This window comes from Flavobacterium cheongpyeongense, from assembly GCF_003202435.1.
GTDB lineage: Bacteria > Bacteroidota > Bacteroidia > Flavobacteriales > Flavobacteriaceae > Flavobacterium > Flavobacterium cheongpyeongense.
In genome coordinates this window covers 16,551-36,563 of record NZ_QJHK01000009.1, presented here as the reverse complement: position 1 = coordinate 36,563, position 20,013 = coordinate 16,551, and the positions used below count along the sequence as shown (strand labels likewise).

13 protein-coding genes are annotated in these 20,013 nt (G+C 35.9%); 8 read left to right on the top strand and 5 right to left on the bottom strand.

Annotation, left to right across the window (positions count from 1 at the left end; translation table 11 throughout):
- Window positions 1-151 precede the first annotated feature (151 nt).
- A complete protein-coding gene (locus DMB65_RS11520) occupies window positions 152-1,360 on the bottom strand; it encodes an anhydro-N-acetylmuramic acid kinase (RefSeq protein WP_110306802.1) in 1,209 nt (402 codons plus the stop codon).
- Window positions 1,361-1,638: 278 nt separating this feature from the next.
- Between DMB65_RS11520 and DMB65_RS11515 the strand changes: the two genes are divergently transcribed.
- The 4 genes from DMB65_RS11515 to DMB65_RS11500 all read left to right on the top strand — a co-directional run bounded on the left by DMB65_RS11515 (window position 1,639) and on the right by DMB65_RS11500 (window position 4,896).
- Window positions 1,639-2,550 (top strand): hypothetical protein, encoded by a 912-nt coding sequence (locus DMB65_RS11515; RefSeq protein ID WP_110306801.1) that lies wholly within the window; start codon window positions 1,639-1,641, stop codon window positions 2,548-2,550.
- Between the two features lie 83 nt (window positions 2,551-2,633).
- A complete protein-coding gene (locus DMB65_RS11510; RefSeq protein ID WP_110306800.1) occupies window positions 2,634-3,179 on the top strand; it encodes a hypothetical protein in 546 nt (181 codons plus the stop codon).
- Between the two features lie 150 nt (window positions 3,180-3,329).
- Window positions 3,330-3,884: a transposase gene (locus DMB65_RS11505; protein WP_110306799.1), complete on the top strand. Its 555-nt coding sequence runs from the start codon at window positions 3,330-3,332 to the stop codon at window positions 3,882-3,884.
- A gap of 637 nt (window positions 3,885-4,521) precedes the next feature.
- A complete protein-coding gene (locus DMB65_RS11500) occupies window positions 4,522-4,896 on the top strand; it encodes a hypothetical protein (protein ID WP_110306798.1) in 375 nt (124 codons plus the stop codon).
- A gap of 123 nt (window positions 4,897-5,019) precedes the next feature.
- Here the strand turns inward: DMB65_RS11500 and DMB65_RS11495 are convergent, their stop codons facing one another.
- Window positions 5,020-7,461 carry a TonB-dependent receptor gene (locus tag DMB65_RS11495; RefSeq protein WP_110306797.1) on the bottom strand — a complete coding sequence of 814 codons (2,442 nt, stop codon included), beginning with the start codon at window positions 7,459-7,461 and terminating at the stop codon, window positions 5,020-5,022.
- 320 nt (window positions 7,462-7,781) lie between these two features.
- Between DMB65_RS11495 and DMB65_RS11490 the strand changes: the two genes are divergently transcribed.
- A complete protein-coding gene (locus tag DMB65_RS11490) occupies window positions 7,782-10,688 on the top strand; it encodes an FAD-binding and (Fe-S)-binding domain-containing protein (RefSeq protein ID WP_110306796.1) in 2,907 nt (968 codons plus the stop codon).
- A 245-nt stretch (window positions 10,689-10,933) separates the two neighbouring features.
- Here the strand turns inward: DMB65_RS11490 and DMB65_RS11485 are convergent, their stop codons facing one another.
- Together DMB65_RS11485 and DMB65_RS11480 are read right to left on the bottom strand one after the other, a co-directional pair.
- Complete coding sequence (locus tag DMB65_RS11485) at window positions 10,934-12,094, bottom strand: Gfo/Idh/MocA family protein (protein ID WP_110306795.1); 1,161 nt, start codon at window positions 12,092-12,094, stop codon at window positions 10,934-10,936.
- Between the two features lie 86 nt (window positions 12,095-12,180).
- Complete coding sequence (locus DMB65_RS11480; protein WP_110306794.1) at window positions 12,181-13,335, bottom strand: Gfo/Idh/MocA family protein; 1,155 nt, start codon at window positions 13,333-13,335, stop codon at window positions 12,181-12,183.
- A gap of 299 nt (window positions 13,336-13,634) precedes the next feature.
- On the opposite strand from DMB65_RS11480, the gene DMB65_RS11475 reads away from it, so the two are divergent.
- Window positions 13,635-15,569: an amino acid permease gene (locus DMB65_RS11475; protein ID WP_110306793.1), complete on the top strand. Its 1,935-nt coding sequence runs from the start codon at window positions 13,635-13,637 to the stop codon at window positions 15,567-15,569.
- Window positions 15,570-15,734: 165 nt separating this feature from the next.
- On the opposite strand, the gene DMB65_RS11470 is transcribed toward DMB65_RS11475, so the two are convergent.
- Window positions 15,735-16,937: an aminotransferase class I/II-fold pyridoxal phosphate-dependent enzyme gene (locus DMB65_RS11470; protein ID WP_110306792.1), complete on the bottom strand. Its 1,203-nt coding sequence runs from the start codon at window positions 16,935-16,937 to the stop codon at window positions 15,735-15,737.
- Window positions 16,938-17,310: 373 nt separating this feature from the next.
- Here DMB65_RS11470 and DMB65_RS11465 point away from each other — a divergent pair, with 373 nt between their 5' ends.
- Entirely contained in the window at window positions 17,311-17,766 is a 456-nt protein-coding gene (locus DMB65_RS11465; protein ID WP_110306791.1) for an Lrp/AsnC family transcriptional regulator, read from the top strand.
- Window positions 17,767-18,597: 831 nt separating this feature from the next.
- Entirely contained in the window at window positions 18,598-20,001 is a 1,404-nt protein-coding gene (gene lpdA, locus DMB65_RS11455; RefSeq protein WP_110306789.1) for a dihydrolipoyl dehydrogenase, read from the top strand.
- Window positions 20,002-20,013 lie beyond the last annotated feature (12 nt).

The window sequence follows — 20,013 nt, the reverse complement described above, 5'->3', positions numbered from 1 at the left end:
GGTATTTTCAGCAAGTATCGTCCCGCTTTCCGTTATAAACGAAGTTCACAGAACTCCGATTAAAATAAAAGTTAAGTGAAGTAATCGGGGCTAAAGAGAAACATTTTGCTTTTTTGAGAACATTCCAAAAATAGTATCCCAAAGTTTAAAATTAATCCGGAAAAGAAATTTTACCCATTGTTACAGAAGGAATTCCTTTCTTGTTTCCAAAATTATAATCGCCTCCGGCTACTGTTTCGTTTGCCAAAAGTGCAAATAAGACTGCTTCTTTAGCATCACTTAAAACCCCCAGATCATCGCTTTTTTGAAATTCGCAAGGCAATAATTCTTTTAGCCATTTCACCAATAACGGATTGTTTGTACCGCCTCCCGACAGATATACTTTGAATTCGCTAATTGGCGTTCCGGTATTTTTTACCACAAACTGAATCGCTTCGACAATGGTCTCTGCGCTCAGACGTGTTAAAGTAGCCAGTAAATCTGGTGCCGAAATGTTTTCGAGATTGGTTTTTGAAAGTGCCGAATCAACAAAACCTTTATTGAACAATTCCTGACCGATGGTTTTCGGGAAACTTTTACGGAAGAAAGCATCGTTTTTAAGTTCGCTTAAAAGTTCCTGATTTACGATTCCCTGTTGCGCGATTTCAGCATCTTTGTCGTAACTTTTTTCAGGGAAAAAGTGTTTGGTAAAAATGTCGATTAAGGTATTAGCCGTTCCGGTATCGGTAACGAAAACTTCCTCGGCGTTTAGCGAAGCAGGCAAATACGTGAAATTCGCGATGCCGCCCATGTTGAGCATGATTCGGTTTTCGCCTTTTTGGCTGAATAACAAATAATCACCATAAACCGCCAAAGGCGCTCCTTCGCCACCCGCAGCCACATGTTTTTGCCTGAAATCAGAGAGTGTAATAATTCCGGTTTTTACGGCAATATGATCGCCATCGCCAATTTGCAAAGTCGCATTGGGAAATTTTTCCTGCTGATGCAAAAACTTAGGAGCATGCAAAACCGTTTGTCCGTGCGAGGCGATTAAGTCGACTTCGTGTGCGGGAATATTCCATTTTTGAAGACAATCGTAGACCATTCCGGCGTGTAAAAGACCAATCCATTCGTTCAGTAAAGCCAAATGCTGGAAATCGATTGTTTTCCGGGCAAACACTTTACGGATTTCGGTTTTAATGTCTTCGGTATAATTGATGGTTTCGAATTCCAGAATTTTTACAGCGGTATTTTCGCCCGCACCAGAAATAGCACAAAGCGCAATATCAAGTCCGTCAAGCGAAGTTCCGGACATTAAACCTATTATTTTTCGGGTCTCTTTTTGAGCGATTTCAAAAAGAGCTCTTATATTTTTATTCATTAAAATTATGTTTTAAGGAAGTGTTTTATTTGGTAATGCTAAAATGGGATTTATTTGGGGATAAATTTAGAGAAAGTTGGGGATTTTTTTGGTGTGGAAAAACGGGTGTTTGTACTTGGTGGTTTGGAATGGTTAATTGATGTTTTTATTTACTAATGCTTTTTATAATAGATTGATTACTTTAAAATAACTGTAAAATGTTTCGACTATATGTTCAAACTGAAATTGTGCCAAGAGCATTAAAAAAAAGCTTACATTAGCTATTGAAATCATTAAAAATGGAACAAAAAAAGAAAATTTCTCCGCAAGCAATTTTATCCTTAAAAGAAGCCTTATCAGTTATTTATTGGAGAAAAGAAGATTTGCAACAATTTATAAAACTGACTATTGATAATACTGCGATAATTGGTACTATTAACTGGAGCGTAACTAAAAGGGAAATTGTAAAGGAATTACTTAATAGAATGACAAATAGGTTAGATCTTTTCGAAAATGATCTTATGAATTTAATTTTAGCTGTTACAGATTTTAATGATTTTAGTAATCTTCAGTATTGGGATGAAGACGGTTCTAAAACTAAGAAAGCGAAAGAGGCTGTAAATAACTTAAGAAGCTTTACAAAAGGTTTTATTCAAATAACACAAGAGCAAGAAGAAGCAAAAAATAGAAAAGCTAAAGCTGAACAAGCAACAAAAAAAGCTTTGTCTCTTGAGCAAGAACTTTTTCAATTAAAAGAGGAGTTTAATAAAATAGCAATCAATAGAAATTTTCAACAAAGAGGATTTAAATTTGAAAAATTTCTTTATAGTTTGTTTTTACTTTTCGATTTGGAACCAAAGGGTTCATTTAAAATACATGGTGAACAAATTGACGGAGCGTTTACATTTCAAAGTACAGATTATTTACTTGAGGCAAAGTGGGCATCGGAAGTAAATAGAAGTGATTTAGCAACTTTTTGTTTTAAAGTTGAAACAAAATTTAAAAATGCTGCGGGCTTGTTAATCTCGATTGATGGTGTTACTTCTGAAGCTATCTCTTCGGATTTTAAATCGATAATTATAATGGACGGAATTGATTTACTTGCAGTATTAGATAATAGAATAACCCTTCCTGATTTATTATTTAAAAAAAGAAGAAAAGCTAGCGAAACTGGTAATATCTATATAAACTTCAATTCTTTGTTTAGATAAGCGTTCAGTAAAAATCTAAATGTACACTAGTGAAATGCTCGCATCAACAGAGAGATTTGTGCAAAGAAATATAAAAACAATCAATGATTCAAGACTTAAAGGCAAAATTTGGAAATAGATGTTTAACGAAAACAGAGAATAGAGTTGCTCTTGAATTGTATAATTATATCCTCACGTATGAAACAATTGATAGTGATTATTGGATTTTAGGATATGGTTGTGATGATGTTATAAATATTTTAGAAAGAGTTTTTGATAGTAATGGTTGGAATTCCTTGATTAATGATATAGAAAACTGGTCGCTAGATCAAGTTGAGTTATTATCAAGAAGTATTATAACTGGCGAAGGCAGTCGTCGACCAGATGAAAATGATGATGTTTACAATTTGATTAAAAATGATACGCTAATCAATAGAGCTTATCTAATAATCAAAATACTAGATTTAAATAGAAAATGCGAAACAAGCTTATATGTTTGGGAAAATTTAGATTTTTTAATTAAGATATCAATGCTTTCAAAAGAACTTACGGTTAAAATTGTAGAAAAGATAGGTTATTATGAATACATTTCATTAGAGGGATATAACTCAGAAGGATTAAGAGTAATCGAAAAATTGTTGCAAGAGTAATATTGTCAACTACCGCTCGTTTTATCAACAACTCTGGTGCTCGATTGCATCGAGTACCTACTTAAATTATGAAATCAAAACGTAGCGTTTACAACGCGGATAATTAAATCAAAATAGCTTATAAAACCGTTGCATCTATTTTAAAAATCAATGTCTGAAAAATATAAAGTTATCGATAGTACTATCCCCACTTTTATTACCATAACAGTTGTAGATTGGGTAGATTTATTTGTGAGACCTGTGTATTGCAATATTTTAGATGATTCCTTAAATTACTGTATCAAAGAAAAAGGATTAAGCGTGCATGCTTACGTTTATATGTCCAGTCACATTCATTTAATTGTTTCAGCAGCTGATGGCGAATTACAAAATGTTATTAGGGATTTCAAAAAATTTACCTCAAAGAAACTCATAGAAGCGATCAAAGAATTTCCGGAAAGCAGGCGAGAATGGTTATTACGTAAATTTAGTTACGAAGCTCAAAAATCAGATAGAGCGAAAAACTATAAGTTATGGAAGGATGGCTTTCATCCTGTTATATTAGATACTTTAGAAAAGATTGAGCAGCGAATAAACTATATTCATTACAATCCTGTCGAAGCCGAAATTGTTTTTCATGAAAGAGATTTTGTTAATAGCAGTTATAGAAATTATGAAGAGGAAAATAATGTTTTTTGTAATGTAATGGTAGAACCTTTATGGTAATGTTATCCGCGTTGCAAACGCTCTGTTTAGTATTTAAAAGGAAGTAGGTACTCGATGCAATCAAGCACCAGAGTTATCTGAAATGAATCAATTCCTAACAAAATTTTCTCATGAAACCCAGAGCCCTAGCCGATGGCAGCGGCATCCTTTTGTGCCGGGGTTCGGCATAAAAGATACAGCGGATTTGAAATAGCAGCCGCCTTGCAAAAGCTACGAGTTGGCTTCATAATTTAAGCAGGTACCCAATGCAATCGACCACCAGATTCAGCTCCGGAATCGGCACTGTCGTTGCAAAAAATATTCGATAACTATCTTTCTTGTGAATTAATTTTTCAACAACTTTCTTATAAAACTGAATGCCCTAGCCCTGATGGAAGAGGCATCCTTTTGTGCCGGGGTTCGGCATAAAAGATACAGCGTACAGCAGGAACAGCTCCTGAAAATTCTAAAAAGGAAATGGCTTTTTATAGATTAATAATTCTGTAAATGATAATCTTTTTTTGAGTTGTGAGAAAAGAACCATAGCTTTTATTGTATAAAGCCAAGCTAAATTGATAGATTAAAATATCAAAAAACTAATAAATGCTAAAATCGTATTAAATATTTGTATATATTTGATTATAAATATGTTATAGATATGGAGGTAAATTCTAAAGCTCACAATTCGTTTCATAAATCGACTCTGATTTTTGGAATAATAGTTTGTTTTTTTGCATTGCTGATTGCAGGACTTGGAATATGGCTTATTTCATTAAAAAGTTCAGGAAAAACCGAATTTGAATTATTTGGACAAAAGTTCTTTTCAGAAAATGTTGGTGTTTCAGCTATTTTCATTGGTGCGGTAATTTTAATATTAGCTGTGCGAAGAATTTCAAAATCATTGGATAAAATATCAGATAATTATTCTAAAACAAATTATGATATTTTAAACTCGGGCAGTTCTAAAAAGTCTGAGCTTGAAGCCGCAGCTCCGGATAATGATAACGACTTTGATCCCAGAATACCAATGTAATTTTGGGATATTAAATGCTAACGACCACTAATTTAAATGTGGGTTTAGTAGTAGAATTTAAATAAAAAAAACCGCCTCAAAATAGCACTTTGAGGCGGGTTTTGTATTAAAAAGACATTATTTTTAGAACTTGTAAGTTACTCCAATTCTTCCGTTGATTGGCTGTTCTGTCTGCCAGTAGTAAGCTTGTAACCATTCATAATAAGAACCGCTGTAAAGGTATTCATCAAGGATGTTGAATACGTTGGCTGTGAATTTTAGTTTTCCGGTTTCATAGGATAATCCTCCGTCTAATCTGAAATAGTTAGGGAGTTTTTCAAGTCCTTTGCTCCAGGTATCAGTATGGCGTCCTGCCTGATAAGATCCTCCAAGTGAAACCCCTAATCCTTTAAGAGTACCATTTGATATAGTGTAATTTAACCACGCATTAGCAACATGTTTCGAATAACCCGGGACAATGTCTCCTTTTTTGATACCTGTTGCCAGTGAAACGAGTGGATCGACTTCGTCAACAATAGATTCTGTAAAAGCATAATTTGCAATAAGATTAAGACCGTCAAGAATTTTTCCTCTTAAATCAAATTCAATTCCCCTGGCTCTTTTTTTACCTAAAACTACACTATATTGTTCTTGCCCTGAATTAAGAGGATCAGAAGTAAGTTCGTTTTCTTTTAATATGCTGTAAGCAGACAATGTAGTGTTCCATGTTCCGTTAAACCAGTCTTTTTTAATACCAAGTTCAGTATTGCTGCCTGTAAGTGGTTTTACTTTTCCATCGTTTCTGATAATTCCGGATTGTGGTGTAAAAGCCTGATCATATACTCCATAAACAGCCAAAGAAGGTGTTACTGACCAGCTTAATCCTATACGAGGCGTAATGTGGTTATCTGCAGCCGGATCACTATAACTGCTGGTTTGTTTAATCCAGGTGTAACGTGCTGCTAAAGTAAGTCTTAATTTATTTTCAAAGAAACCTAATTCATCCTGAACATATCCGGCTGCAAATTGCTGACCATATAATCCAACTGCCCTTTGGCTTAATGGTGTACTTTCATCAAAATTTGGCAGCCCGTTTGCCGGTGTTCCATAATCAGGATTTAAAACATTAAAAGGATCTTCTAAAGTATCTAATGCGTGAGTTTGTCCCCAATCGGCCATATAATCTTTTCTCCCTAAATCCATGCCTCCTAAAAGTTTATGACTTACAGGGCCTGTATTGAATTTTCCATTCAGGAAAATCTGACTTAAAAACATATCGCTTTCTGCATCCCAAATACTAACACTTCTGATAATTTCTCCCTGAGACAAAACTTCAGTATCTAAAGAACCATTTGCATCAGTATCAATACTTACGGGACCAATCGCTCCTGGCCAGGAGCTGTAACCATCCATTAAATATTTAAAATAGGAAGTCTGGGCTGTTAATTTCCAATAACTGTCAAAATTGTGTTCAAACATTAAATAACCACTGTGATCATTAATTTTTGTGTCAGGTAAACCAGGCTGAGTCATAGTAAAATCAACAGGTGTAGTGGCATAGCCTTCATTTACTGAACTAAAAACATAATACGAACCTACTTCGCTCGTATTAGCAAACTGTCCGTTATATTCTACTGTTACTTTTGTTTTATCGCTTAATTGATAAGAAAAAACAGGGGCTATTACGTAGCGATCATTATGTTCAAAAGGTCTGTGAGATCCCTTTTTTTGAAAGGCACCATTAAAACGGTAAAGGAATTTTCCGGCTTTATCAAATTTTCCGTCTAAGTCAATACTGGCACGATAAAAATCGAAACTTCCTGCTAAAACGCTAGCCTCACCTTTAGTAATTCCGGTTGGTTTTTTTGTTACCACATTGTACAGACCGCTTGGGTCACCGCTTGAAAGCATAAAACCTGCAGGACCCTTTACGAATTCAATGTGATCGACAAAACTCATATCTTCAGTTAGTGGTCCCCAGAAAGAAGATACTACGTTGAAGCCATTTCTAAATGCCTGAATTTGTGATCCGCGCATGGAGATATTCGTATACATATCGCCCCAGTGCTCTAAACGCACCGCTCCACTCACGTTACGAATAACGCCGTCGCTCATACTGGTAATTTGCTGATCTTTTAATGTTTGAGAACTAACAATCTGAATATTCTGAGGGATCTCTAATACCGGAGTCTGAAGGCGTAAAGATAAAGACGGCTTGTCTTGTTTGTATTTGTTTTTTGTAATAATAACTTCATCAAGATCTTCCTGACTTTCAGAAAGTGCAAAGTTTTTAGTAGTAGTCTGTTTTGCTATTACCTCGATTTTTTCTTCTACCGATTTAATCCCGACAGAATTAATAGCAACTAGATAGCTGCCAGGTTTGACATTCTTAATTTCATACTGTCCGTTTGCATTGGTAACAGCTGTGTACTTTGTTCCTTTAAGCTTTATTGAAATATTCTGAGCAGGAAGATTTCCACTTAAAGATACTTTTCCGCTTACTTTTCCAAGCTCCTGACTTAACATGTTTAGTGAACTTAAAAACAGTAAACTAAATAACAGTTTTTTGATGGTATTTACATTCATTTTTGGTGAGGGTTAATTTTTTTATGGGGCAAAAGTAATGGCTAAAAGCTTTTTATCCAAATTATTTTTACTTATTCTAAATAAAAATAATTATTTTGAGAATTGATTAGACCATTTTGTGTGGACAATTACTAATAAATCAAAAACACACACTTACATAAAAAGAGTTTACAGCCAAAATGCAGTAGAAGTTCGCAGTATTATGGCATAAACGTTCAAAAATCAGGATCTAATTTTCTTAATTTAGAATAAAAACAAAGGAAATAAGAGTATTTTTGTAACCGAAAAAACACATCAGTTTTAGGTTAAATTCAAATAGAATGTCAATAATTAAAGAGTTAGAACAACTGTCAGCATCATTACAAGGAACACTTTTATACGACGATCTTCATAAAACACTTTATTCGACCGATGCATCGGTGTACCGGATTAAACCAAAAGCGGTTGCGGTGCCTCAAACTATAGAAGATATTAGTAAACTGATTCGGTTTGCCGCTCAGCATGATATTTCGATAACGCCTAGAACGGCGGGAACTTCTTTGGCCGGACAAACAGTTGGTGACGGAATAGTGGTTGATGTTTCGAAGCATTTTACCAAAATCCTGAATTTCGACCCGATTGCAAAAACAGTTACGGTTCAGCCCGGTGTAATTCGCGATGAACTGAATTTATTTCTGAAACCGAACGGTGTGTTTTTCGGCCCCAATACATCAACTTCTAACCGCTGTATGATTGGGGGAATGGTGGGGAATAATTCTTCGGGAACAACTTCGATTCGCTATGGCGTAACGCGCGATAAAATTGTGGAGATCAAAGCAATTTTGAGCGATGGTTCACAAGTGGTTTTTAAAGAACTGACTTCGGCAGAATTTATTGAAAAAACAAAAGGAGATTCTTTAGAAAATAAAATTTATAAAAGCCTTTACGACGAACTTTCGGTAAAAGCAACGCAGGACGAAATTATAAAAGAGTTTCCAAAACCGGAAATCCACAGGAGAAATACGGGTTATGCGGTTGATATTTTACTAAAATCGGATTTGTTTGGCGGAACGGAACCTACAATCAACCTCGGGAAATTACTTTGCGGAAGCGAAGGAACTTTGGCTTTTACAACCGAAATTACTTTAAAAGTAGATGATTTGCCTCCAGCTCATAATATTATGGTTGTGGCGCATTATCATAGCATTCACGAATCGCTGGAATCTGTTGTGGTGGCGATGAAACATCATTTGTACACTTGCGAAATGATAGACGACACGATTTTGGATTGTACGAAAACGAATCGTGAACACATTAAAAACCGATTCTTTCTGCAGGATGAACCCAAAGCAATTATGATGTTTGAAGTGGCTTCGCACGATCCGCAAGATGCCGAAAATCAGGCGAATGCTTTAATTGCTGATTTAGAGAAAAATAACTTTGGTTATGCGCTTGTAAAAATTTACGGTGCGGATATTGAAAAAGTAAATGAACTTAGAAAAGCAGGACTTGGACTCTTGGGAAGTATTGTTGGCGACGACAAGGCAGCCGATTCTATTGAGGATACTGCTGTTGAACTGAGTGATTTGCCAGCTTATATTGCAGAATTCTCAGCAATGATGCTGCGTCACGGACAAGGAGCAATTTATTACGCACATGCCGGCGCAGGTGAACTGCATTTGCGTCCGGTTTTGAATCTGAAGAAAACATCTGACCTGAAATTATTTAGAACCATAGCGACCGATGTGGCAATTTTGGTCAAAAAATACAGAGGATCATTAAGTGGGGAACACGGAGACGGAATTGTGCGTGGCGAGTTTATTCCGTTTATGATTGGCGATAAGAATTACGAATTGCTGAAAAGAATCAAACTGGCGTTTGACCCAAATTCGGTTTTGAATATCGGGAAGATTGTCAATGCCCTGAAAATGGATGAAAACCATCGTGTGGTTTCAGGAAGGACAGAACCGGATATTAAAACGTTTCAGGATTTCTCAGACAGTTTGGGGATTTTGCGTGCAGCCGAAAAATGCAACGGATCGGGAGATTGCCGAAAATTACCTTCGGCAGGAGGAGCAATGTGCCCAAGTTATCGTGCGACCCGAAATGAAAAAGAAACCACACGGGCAAGAGCCAATGCGCTACGTGAATATCTCACTTATTCTGAAAAAGAAAATAAATTTGACCAGAAAGAATTATACGAGGTTTTTGAGTTGTGTGTAAGTTGTAAAGCCTGTGCCAGCGAATGTCCGAGTAATGTGGACGTAGCTACTTTAAAAGCCGAATTTTTATACCAATATCAAAAAGCAAACGGATTCTCAACCCGAAATAAGATTTTTGCCCACAACGCCAAACTGAACAAAATGGGAAGCAAATTCCCGGTAATTACCAACTTTATTTCAAATCAATCGCTCGTTAAAAAAAGTATGGGAATTGCGCCGGAAAGGCAAGTTCCGCTTTTGGCGAAAAAGACTTTCAGAAAATGGCATGAAAATCATAAACCTGCAGTTACGGATTTTCCAAACGGGAGATTGTATTTGTTTGTAGATGAATTCACGAATTATTATGACGTAAATATCGGAATCGATGCTTTCGAATTATTAACCAAATTAGGTTATCAGGTATTAGTTATCGATCATGAAGAAAGCGGAAGAGCTTATTTATCGAAAGGGTTTTTGGAAGAAGCCAAGAAAATTGCCAATGATAACGTCAATATTTTTAAAGATTTGGTTTTAGGTAATGCCCCTTTGGTTGGTATTGAACCTTCGGCCATTTTGACTTTCAGGGATGAATATCTTCGATTGGCAGATGATAAAGAAGCAGCTGAGAAACTTTCGCATGATACATTTACAATCGAGGAATTCTTTAAAAAAGAAATTATCGACGGTAAAATAAGACCGGAATCTTTTTCGGATGAAAAGAAAGAAATCAAGATTCACGGACATTGTCATCAGAAATCATTGAGTTCGGTTGAGGCGACTTTCACGATGCTGAATTTGCCAACTAATAATACAGTTACCATTTATAATTCAGGCTGTTGCGGAATGGCAGGATCTTTTGGTTACGAAAAAGAACATTATCAGGTAAGTATGCAAATGGGAGAAGATACTTTGTTCCCAAAAGTGCGAAACACCGCTGAAAATGTAAAAATCGCTGCCGCAGGAACGAGCTGTCGTCATCAGATTTTTGATGGAACAAGTAGGGAAGCACAGCATCCGGTTAGTATTTTGAAAAGCTGTTTGAAGTGAGCTGTTTGTTGTAAAATGTAAAAAGTTTAGCCACAGATTAGAGGATTAAAATACAAAAAAAAATGCTCTCGCAGATTTGGAAGATTGAGCAGATTTGATTCAAAAAATCTGTATAAAAATTTAAATTAGTTAGAAAATCTGTTATATCTGCTAAATCTGTGAGAAAAAAAATATACCCACAGATTTAGAAAACATAATTCGTGAATTTCTTTGCCTATTTACTATCTCGGGTCGTATCAGAAAAATTATTTCAAGCTTACTTTTTTACCTGATTCAGCTGCTTTGTAGATGGCGTTAATGATTTTTACATCTTTAATTCCTTCTTCGCCGGTGATATGATTTGGGAGTTTTTTGTTTTCTAAAATGACTTTACAAATGGCATCCATTTGAGTTTGCTGCTGATTTATAACCGGAAAATTAAATACTTTTCCATCAGATGTTTTGCCTACAAATGGGCCATAACTGACAGCAGGACTCATTTCAAAGAAACCGTCATCCGCTGCAGCATAAAATCGATCGATACCAAAACCATAAGAACTGCTGCAATTAGCAACAGCACCGCTAGGAAATTCCATTTGCCATGTAATGTTTTCTTCAACCTGTGTAAATCTGTTTCTGTTGTTTATGGTTCCGAATTGTGCGGTAACTGCAATGGGTTCTTCTCCTAAAACATAACGGGAAACCTGAATACAATAAACTCCTAAGTTAATCAACGGACCACCTCCCGCAAGTTTTTTAGTAAGCCGCCATTCGTTACGGGCATTTAAATTAACGGGTTTATTACTATCATGAATATCATAAGTGCTATAACCAAGACCAGCTTCGATATAACGAACTTGTCCTAAAACTTTTTCTTGTCCCAGTCGTTTTATTTCTAAATGATTAGGCTCGTAATGAAGGCGATAACCCATTGCCAATTGTACATTATTATCGTTGCAGACTTTTATCATTTCTTCGCAATCTTCAATAGTAATTGCCATCGGTTTTTCGACAATAACGTGTTTTCCTGACTTTGCAGCACGAACAGTAAATTCTTTATGTAACGCGTTTGGTGTTACAACATACACTAAATCAATATCTTTATTTTTTACGATTGTATCGAAATTCTCGTAGTTATAAATGTTCTTTTCTGGGATATTATATTGTTTTTTCCATTTCTCAGCTTTAGAAGGAGTTCCTGTAATGATTCCGGAAAGCTGGCAATATTCCGAAACCTGAAGACCTTCAGCTAGCAATGAAGCGTAGTTTCCTAAACCGCAAAGCGCGATATTTAATTTTTTTCCGGTGTATGGAGTTTTATCCTCCAGCGACTCCGCTAAAAAGGAGGGAAGGGTTGTCATCACTACCGAAGCACCAACTCCAACTCCAAATTTATTCACAAATGATCGTCTTGAAATTTTCTCCATAAATTTACCTTTAAATTAAGTGTTAATTTATAAGTAAACTATTTCTGTAAAATGTTACAATGCAGAGGTTATAAAATGTTTTCTAATTAACTTAATGAAACTTTCTTTCCTGTTTCAGCAGCTTTATAAATTGCATTAATAATCTTGATATCTTTCAATCCTTCTTCCCCGGTAATATGGTTGGGCAGTTGTTTGTTTTCCAGCAATAATTTAGAAATCTCATCTAATTGTTTCTGCTGTTGTTTGATTGGAGGAAATTTTAACGGTCCTTTCGATGTTTTTCCTTCATACGGGCCATAACTTAAACCGGGACTTAACTCAAAAGACCCATAATCTGCAGATGCGTAAGTCCTGTCAATATTGTAACCACAGGAAGTATTGCCATTTGCCATTGCGCCGCTAGGAAATTTCATTTGCCAGGAAATACTTTCTTCCGTTTCTGAAAATCTGTTTTTATCGTTTATGGTTCCAAATTGAGCAGTAACAGAAATTGGTTCTTCTCCTAAAATATAACGGCTGGCCTGAATACAGTAAATTCCTAAATCCATTAAAGGACCGCCGCCGGATAATTTTTTATTTAGTCTCCAATTCGCTGGACTATTTATGTCTACGGGAGTTTTGGCAATAGTATCATACGTTTTATAGCCTAGGGAAGATTCAATGTAGCGTACTTGTCCGAAAACTTTCTCTTGTCCTAATCGTTTAATTTCTAAATGCGTCGGTTCGTAATGCAAACGATACCCAATAGCCAATTGTACTTTATTATCATTACAGGCTTTTATCATTTCTTCGCATTCTTTGACATTAATTGCCATTGGTTTTTCAGTGATAACATGTTTTCCTGCTTTTGCAGAACGAATAACAAATTCTTTATGTAGACTATTAGGAAGGATTACGTAAACCATGTCAATATCCTTGTTGTTTATAATCTCATCAAAATTTTCATAATTATAAATATTCTTTTCGGGAATATTGTATCTGTCTTTCCATTTGACTGCTTTTGAAGGAGTCCCGGTAACTATTCCTGCAAGATGACAATATTCAGACCCCTGCATAGACTCTGCCACTATATTGGCATAAATTCCTAAACCGCATATTGCAAGATTTATTTTTTTTCCGATGTACGGAAGGCTATTTAGTTCAGGTTCATATAAAAAAGAAGGAAGGGTTGTTACAATAACTGAAGCACCAATACCAATTCCAAATTTATTTACAAATGAACGTCTTGTGATTTTTTCCATAAACTTTGATCTTTTTATATTAAATACTTAGTAAGGCTATTTGTGAGAAATATTATACTTCTTGTAAACTACTCATTTGTATGTAATTAGCATAAAATTAAAGAATTATTATTGTCTCGTCCTAAAAAGCAATGCATTTATTGAGAAAAATAATTAAGAAAATTTGTGTATTTAGTGGCGAAAAAAATTACAGATAAACAAAATCGTTTTATATATTTGATTTCAGGATAATTTTTGCATTATTTGCAAAATAAAAGCGTAAAGTCTGAAATATATTAATTTAAAAACCAGAACCACATATGGCGTTATCAGGTTTATTCCGCAAGAAAACAGTACAGGATATTCTGAAGCAGGTTGCAAAGAACGAAGCAGAGGGTCATAATGCATTAGGAAAGCATTTAACTACCAGAGATTTAACAGCATTTGGAATCGCAGCCATTGTTGGAGCTGGGATTTTCAGTACGATCGGAAAGGCAAGTGCTGATGGAGGACCGGCCGTTATCTTTCTTTTTTTGTTTACAGCTCTTGCTTGTAGTTTTGCTGCATTTGCCTACGCCGAATTTGCTTCGATGGTTCCGGTTTCCGGTAGTGCTTATACCTATTCATACGTTGCTTTTGGTGAAATTATCGCCTGGATAATTGGCTGGGCCTTAATTATGGAATACGCCGTAGGAAATATTACGGTCGCCATATCGTGGAGTGATTATTTTACGGGCTTGCTCCAAAGTGGCGGAATTCATTTACCTCAATGGATTCAGATGGACTACTTAACCGCTTCAAACGGTTATAAAGACGCCATGGCTTTAATGCAGGGCGGAAAATCTTTTGAAAATTTAGATTCAGGATTACAAACCGCTTACAGAGCATGGAAAACGGCACCTCAAATTGGTTCTTTTCATTTTGTTGCAGATCTGCCGGCTTTATTTATTATTGTTTTAATTACGGCTTTGGTTTACCGCGGAATGAAAGAATCACGTAATGCAAGCAATGTTATGGTCGTTGTAAAACTTTGTATTGTTCTTTTGGTAATTGCTGTAGGAGTTTTTTATGTTGATACTGCCAATTGGGATCCATTTGCACCAAATGGAGTAAGCGGGGTTCTAAAAGGAGTTTCAGCCGTTTTCTTTGCTTATATAGGTTTTGACGCAATTTCAACAACAGCAGAGGAATGCAAAAACCCACAGCGTGACTTACCACGTGGCATGATGTGGGCAATTATTATCTGTACACTTTTATACATTGCCATAGCGTTGGTCTTAACCGGAATGGTACGCTATAACGAATTGAATGTTGGAGATCCGCTGGCTTTTGTTTTCGATAAATTAAACTTAAAATGGATGTCTGGCATTATTGCGGTGAGCGCAGTTGTGGCCATGGCAAGTGTTTTACTGGTTTTCCAGATGGGACAGCCCCGCATCTGGATGAGTATGAGCCGTGATGGTTTATTGCCAAAGAAATTTTCTACCGTTCATCCAAAATTTAAAACACCATCATTTGCCACTATTGTTACTGGTTTTGTGGTTGCAGTTCCGGCTTTATTCTTAAACTTAACGATGGTAACCGATTTGTGCAGTATCGGTACTTTGTTTGCTTTTGTACTGGTTTGTGCCGGTGTTTTGGTATTGCAGAACAAACCTGAGATTCCAAGAGGAAAATTCAGAACACCTTATATTAATTCTAAATATATTCTGCCTGTATTAATGATTGCGGGATTGTATTATGCTCTCGCTTTCAATAGTAAGGCTACAATGGATTTTATCAATAATGAGGCACAGATTTACGATGCAACTTCGATTGTAACTGCATTGAATAAAGAGGAATCGGTTAAAGTTTTTGATTATTTGAAAGCAATAGATGTTACTAATAAAGCCTCGCAAACCTCAGATTTAGAACATTTATTGGGACAATATCAGGACGACGAGGCTAAATATGCTGAAGTTCTAAAAGGCCTTCCAATCAATGATACTCTAAAATACGAATCAGGTTTCAGTTTGTTCAAACACAAAATACCGATGTGGATTTTTCTGTTCGTTTTGGTAGGATTAGCGGTTTGGGCTTTCAGAAAAAACCTGTCTTTAATTCCGCTTTTAGGATTAATCTGCTGTTTGTATATGATGGCCGAATTAAGCGTGTGGAACTGGATTTATTTCACCATCTGGTTGATAATCGGGCTCTTGATTTACTTTGGCTATAGCCGAAAAAATAGTAAACTGAACTTTGTAGGAAAGTTGTAAGTTAAGAGTTATGAATTATAAATGGAAAGCCGTTCTGAATTGATATTTCAGAACGGCCTGTTTATTTTAGTTCCCAATGATTTTGCAGACTAAGTAGTTTTTATTTACGTTATTATAATGGGCCTAATCTGCGAGAGAAAAACTCCGTAAATCGCTGCTAAATAATCACAAAATCCCAAGCTCAATCATACAAGCCTTCATCATCTCATAAGTACGCTGAATATCATTATCCAATCCAATAGAAAAACGAATCAAACCATCAGTCAACCCCATTTCAGCTTGTTCCTCTAACGGAATTTCACTGGAAGTTGAGGTACCAGGAGCACTAAATAACGTTTTATAAAACCCTAAACTTACCGCCAAATAACCTAAGTTTCTCGCTTGCATCAGTTCCATTAATTCATTGGCTTTCCCCAAAGTTCCTACGTCAATTGTCATCATTCCACCAAAACCATATTCCTGATTAATCATCGTTTTGTACAACTCATGACTCGGGTGACTTTTTAATCCCGGATAAACCGTTTTTAAACCATCGTTTTCGAATTTTTCAGCCAGATAAGCAGCGTTATAACTGTGCTGTTTGATTCGTATATGAAGCGTGCGAAGATTTTTCATCACACTCGCAGAACGCAGACTGTCCATCGTTGGTCCCAAAAGCATACTTGCTCCTGAATTTACATTTTTCAGCGAATTGATAAATTCTTTCGATGCACAAGTCACACCACCAACCGTATCACTGTTTCCGTTAATGTATTTCGTTAAACTGTGAATTACGATATCAGCACCTAATTTTGCCGGAGAAACTGATAAAGGCGAAAACGTATTGTCAACCACCAATTTCAGATTGTGCTTTTTAGCAATCTGTGCTAAACCTGCAATATCAGCCACTTCCAATAAAGGATTACTCACTGTTTCGCAGTAAATAACTTTTGTTTTTGAGGTAATTGCAGCTTCTACAACATCCAGTTTCGTAATGTCAACAAAACTTGTTTTAATACCAAAACGAGGCGTAAAATTCTTCAAAAAAGTATATGTTCCGCCATAAATCGTTCTGCTGGAAACAATGTGGTCTCCTGCGCTGCAAAGCTGTAATAGCGTTGGCGTAATCGCACCCATTCCTGATGCCGAAACATTAGCCGTTTCCGTTCCTTCCATCGCTGCCAAAGCCTGATCTAAATACAAGTTACTCGGTGACGAATGGCGTGAATACAAATAGCAGCCTTCCATATTACCTTCAAAAGTATCAAACATGGTTTTAGCCGATAAAAAAGTATAAGTCGAAGAGTCAGAAATCGAGGGATTCACACCTCCAAATTCCCCAAAGTATTGCAAATCCTGAATGTTATCTGCCGGGTTAAAGTCTTTCATTTTTTGTCATTGCGAGGAACGAAGCCTAAGCTAATCTTATCCTCTGGTTAGTATTATTTGTTTTTTGACTTAGCGATTGCAATTGATTTTTGCAATTGACATTGTTATTGTTAGGAGCTATTTCCTGCTATCCGCTATATCTTTTGTGGCGAACCCCGCCACAAAAGGATGTTGCTTCTATCAGGGCTAGAACTCTCGTTTTCAAAAGAAATTCTATTCAAAATAAATATTTATTAGAAAAATAGTCAATTATTGTATCTGTAATTAGATTTTAAAACTATAAATACTATCATTTGTAGATTAATTATTTAATTTTGATGAATTAATGAATCTAAAATAGATTTTTATTCATTTTATAAAACCAAGTATAAAAATGACTTTAGACGCAATAGATAAAAAACTCCTGGTTTTACTGCAAACAGACAGTAAAAAAACAACCAAAGAATTATCCTTAAAACTCAATCTTTCAGTAACTGCAGTTTACGAAAGGATTAAAAAGTTAGAGCGCGAAGGCATCATCAAAAACTACGTAGCCTTAGTAGATAAATCAAAAATTGAAAAAGGCTTTGTAGTGTTCTGTCATTTAAAACTCATTCAGCACACGAAAGAATTCCTGACTAAATTCGAAAGCGAAGTCATTAAACTGAATGAAGTTTTAGAATGCCATCACGTAAGCGGAGATTACGATTACATTTTAAAAGTCCTGGTCAAAGACATGGAAGCATATCGGGAATTCCTGGTAACCAAACTCACAACTTTACAACATATTGGGAGTACACAAAGTACTTTTATGATTAGTGAGGTGAAGAATTCGACGGTGATTTTCTAAGATTCTAAGATTTTGAGGCGCTGAGATTCTAAGTTTATAATATCACGATGGTTAGCGTATTTTTTGTCATTTCGACGAAGGAGAAATCTCCACAAATAGCTCCGCATAGAATTTCTCAATCGTTGTAGAGTTTCTCGCGAAGATTTCTCCTTCGTCGAAATGACATAACTTACGAAAGTACTTTACAACTGTGAAGTAAAAATTAAGTAATCAACACATTTTTTAATTACTAAAAGCATTAAATTTTATTTAAAATGCCACTACAATGGAAACGAAAGAATTAAGACGTAAACTAATAATCGATTTTGGAAATTCATCGAAGAGGATTCCAAATTAGAAATTTTAGAAAGTGTTTTGATGCCATAAATCACGATGAAAAAAAGCAATAGTTTCTGATTCACATTATGATTTGGTTGCTGAAGGAAGAGAAAAAATACATTTCTGGAGAAAATCAGTCAAGTTCTTGGGAAGAAGTCGAAAAACGTCTGAATGCTAAGTATGGCTTTTAATATTACTATTTTACCATTAGTACAAAAGGAAATCGATGAGTCTATTGAATTTTACGAAAACAGAAGTAAAGGTTTAGGGAAGCAATTTCTAATTTATCTGAAATCTTACTTAAAAGGCTTAAGTGCAAATCCCAAAACATTCGAAATAAAAAACCTCCAATTTATCGCGAGTTGACATTGGTTAATCCTTATTCAAAAACCAAAAAAGAATCACTTTCTTTTTATTAATTAAGGAAATCATAACAAAAAACCTTAAAGTTTAAACTTTAAACAAAACTTTATTCCTTAATTTTGTAACACTAAAATAAAAAATAAAAAAACTATGAGTTCATTTGACGTAGTCATTATAGGTTCAGGTCCCGGCGGATACGTATCAGCAATTCGTTGTGCCCAATTAGGTTTCAAAACTGCAATTGTAGAAAAATATAATTCATTGGGCGGAACGTGCCTTAACGTAGGTTGTATCCCTTCAAAAGCATTGTTGTCATCTTCTCATCATTATGCAGAAATTGCTCATTTTGCAGATCATGGAATCGAAGTTTCCGGAGATGTAAAAATCAATTTAGAGAAAATGATTGCCCGTAAGCAAGCCGTTGTAGATCAAACCGTAGGCGGAATCAACTACCTAATGGATAAAAATAAAATCACTGTTTTTAATGGTTTAGGATCGTTTGTGGACGCAACACATATTGCAGTTGCAAAAGCTGACGGAACATCTGAAACTATCGAAGCAAAATATACGGTAATCGCAACAGGTTCAAAACCATCTTCTTTACCTTTCATCAAAATTGATAAAGAAAGAATCATCACTTCTACGGAAGCTTTAGCCTTAAAAGAAGTTCCAAAACATTTAGTAATTATCGGAGGAGGAGTTATCGGAATCGAACTTGGACAAGTGTACTTGCGTCTTGGCGCTCAGGTTTCTGTGGTAGAATTCATGGACAGAATTATTCCCGGAATGGACGGTTCATTGTCTAAAGAATTAACGAAAGTGTTGAAAAAACAGGGAATGAAATTCTATGTTTCCCACAAAGTAAAATCGGTCGAAAGAAATGGCGATGCTGTTATAGTTCAGGCTGAAAATGCAAAAGGAGAAACCATCACGCTTGAAGGAGATTATTCGTTAGTTTCTGTTGGTCGTCGTCCATACACAGACGGATTAAACGCTGACAAAGCTGGAGTTAAAATCTCAGACAGAGGACAGGTAGAAGTAAACGATCATTTACAAACTAACGTTCCAAATATCTATGCAATTGGTGACGTAGTCCGTGGAGCAATGCTAGCACACAAAGCGGAAGAAGAAGGTACTATGGTTGCTGAAATCTTAGCGGGTCAAAAGCCACATATCGATTACAACTTAATTCCTGGTGTAGTTTACACTTGGCCGGAAGTTGCTGCAGTTGGACAAACTGAAGAGCAATTAAAAGCGGCCGGAGTTAAATACAAATCTGGAAGTTTCCCATTCAAAGCGTTAGGACGCGCAAGAGCAAGTGCTGATTTAGACGGATTCGTAAAAATCCTTGCTGACGAAAAAACAGACGAAGTTTTAGGTGTTCACATGATTGGGGCGCGCACAGCAGATTTAATTGCTGAAGCGGTAACCGCAATGGAATTTAAAGCGTCTGCTGAAGATATTTCAAGAATGAGCCATGCACATCCAACTTTTGCAGAAGCGGTAAAAGAAGCGGCATTGGCAGCTACTGAAAACAGAGCATTGCACGTATAATTAATTTACGTA

Excerpts from the sequence above, each read along its gene's own strand:
- DMB65_RS11465 (WP_110306791.1), top strand. The coding sequence starts at position 17,311 with ATGACTTTAGACGCAATAGATAAAAAACTCCTGGTTTTACTGCAAACA.
- DMB65_RS11490 (WP_110306796.1), top strand. The coding sequence starts at position 7,782 with ATGTCAATAATTAAAGAGTTAGAACAACTGTCAGCATCATTACAAGGA.
- DMB65_RS11480 (WP_110306794.1), bottom strand. The coding sequence starts at position 13,335 with ATGGAAAAAATCACAAGACGTTCATTTGTAAATAAATTTGGAATTGGT.
- DMB65_RS11510 (WP_110306800.1), top strand. The coding sequence starts at position 2,634 with ATGATTCAAGACTTAAAGGCAAAATTTGGAAATAGATGTTTAACGAAA.
- DMB65_RS11520 (WP_110306802.1), bottom strand. The coding sequence starts at position 1,360 with ATGAATAAAAATATAAGAGCTCTTTTTGAAATCGCTCAAAAAGAGACC.
- DMB65_RS11500 (WP_110306798.1), top strand. The coding sequence starts at position 4,522 with ATGGAGGTAAATTCTAAAGCTCACAATTCGTTTCATAAATCGACTCTG.
- DMB65_RS11495 (WP_110306797.1), bottom strand. The coding sequence starts at position 7,461 with ATGAATGTAAATACCATCAAAAAACTGTTATTTAGTTTACTGTTTTTA.
- DMB65_RS11470 (WP_110306792.1), bottom strand. The coding sequence starts at position 16,937 with ATGAAAGACTTTAACCCGGCAGATAACATTCAGGATTTGCAATACTTT.
- DMB65_RS11485 (WP_110306795.1), bottom strand. The coding sequence starts at position 12,094 with ATGGAGAAAATTTCAAGACGATCATTTGTGAATAAATTTGGAGTTGGA.
- DMB65_RS11505 (WP_110306799.1), top strand. The coding sequence starts at position 3,330 with ATGTCTGAAAAATATAAAGTTATCGATAGTACTATCCCCACTTTTATT.
- DMB65_RS11475 (WP_110306793.1), top strand. The coding sequence starts at position 13,635 with ATGGCGTTATCAGGTTTATTCCGCAAGAAAACAGTACAGGATATTCTG.
- lpdA (WP_110306789.1), top strand. The coding sequence starts at position 18,598 with ATGAGTTCATTTGACGTAGTCATTATAGGTTCAGGTCCCGGCGGATAC.
- DMB65_RS11515 (WP_110306801.1), top strand. The coding sequence starts at position 1,639 with ATGGAACAAAAAAAGAAAATTTCTCCGCAAGCAATTTTATCCTTAAAA.